The organism is Vibrio sp. 1978 (assembly GCF_033344345.1).
Genome location: NZ_JAWPOP010000556.1, coordinates 1 through 656, shown reverse-complemented (window position 1 = coordinate 656; position 656 = coordinate 1). Strand labels below are relative to the sequence as shown.

General features: G+C 44.1%; 1 protein-coding gene and 1 pseudogene. Both read right to left on the bottom strand.

What is annotated here, in order from left to right; genetic code table 11:
• Positions 1-89 (bottom strand): annotated as a pseudogene (locus tag R8N49_RS27805) (DUF2489 domain-containing protein); the annotation flags it as partial.
• A 7-nt stretch (positions 90-96) separates the two neighbouring features.
• On the bottom strand, positions 97-639 hold the full coding sequence (gene yihI, locus R8N49_RS27800; RefSeq protein WP_005496687.1) for a Der GTPase-activating protein YihI: 543 nt from the start codon (positions 637-639) through the stop codon (positions 97-99).
• Between the last annotated feature and the right edge of the window lie 17 nt (positions 640-656).

Genomic DNA, 656 nt, shown 5'->3' with positions numbered 1-656 from the left:
TTTTTCAATTGAAGCAGAAGGTAACCTGCATAAGAAGCCAGCGCGATAATGATCACTGCACCCGCAATAGCTAATAAGGTTACATTCATGGCTTAATTATCCTTTGTAGTCTTCGAAGTTAATATCGTCGAAATCCGCTAATAAATCATCGTCATTACGAGAACCTTTCGCAGAAGAAACGGTAAAATCTTCCTCTTCTTCAGGTTCTAGCAGACCAAGTTGGTCCATTAGCTTTTCAATACGATCAAGCTTCTCATCCACGTATTTTTGTAGACCTGTACCTAGGTTTTCACCCGCTTCAATGCGATCCAACAACACGTTCAATTGCGCGTCATTTTCTAGCATTTCTAGCTCTTGTTCCGCAGATAGACGACGCTCTTGCTTTGTCATCTTCTTCACTGGTTCAACAATCAGAGGGATCTTCTTCTTGCTGCCTAAACGTGGGTCACGATTTTGCGCAGAAGATTGCTTTTTCTGTTCGTTAACTTCTGAGTTACGGCTACCTGTCTTCAAGCCTTTACGCTTTTTCGCGCGCTTGCGTAGACGGCCTTCAACGTCAGATTCGGTACGGTTACGAGTTACAACAAACTCAGGTGCACCAGCGGCACCCGGCTTTCTAGATTTCTTTTTACGGCTCATTACTGGGTCTTCCTCAG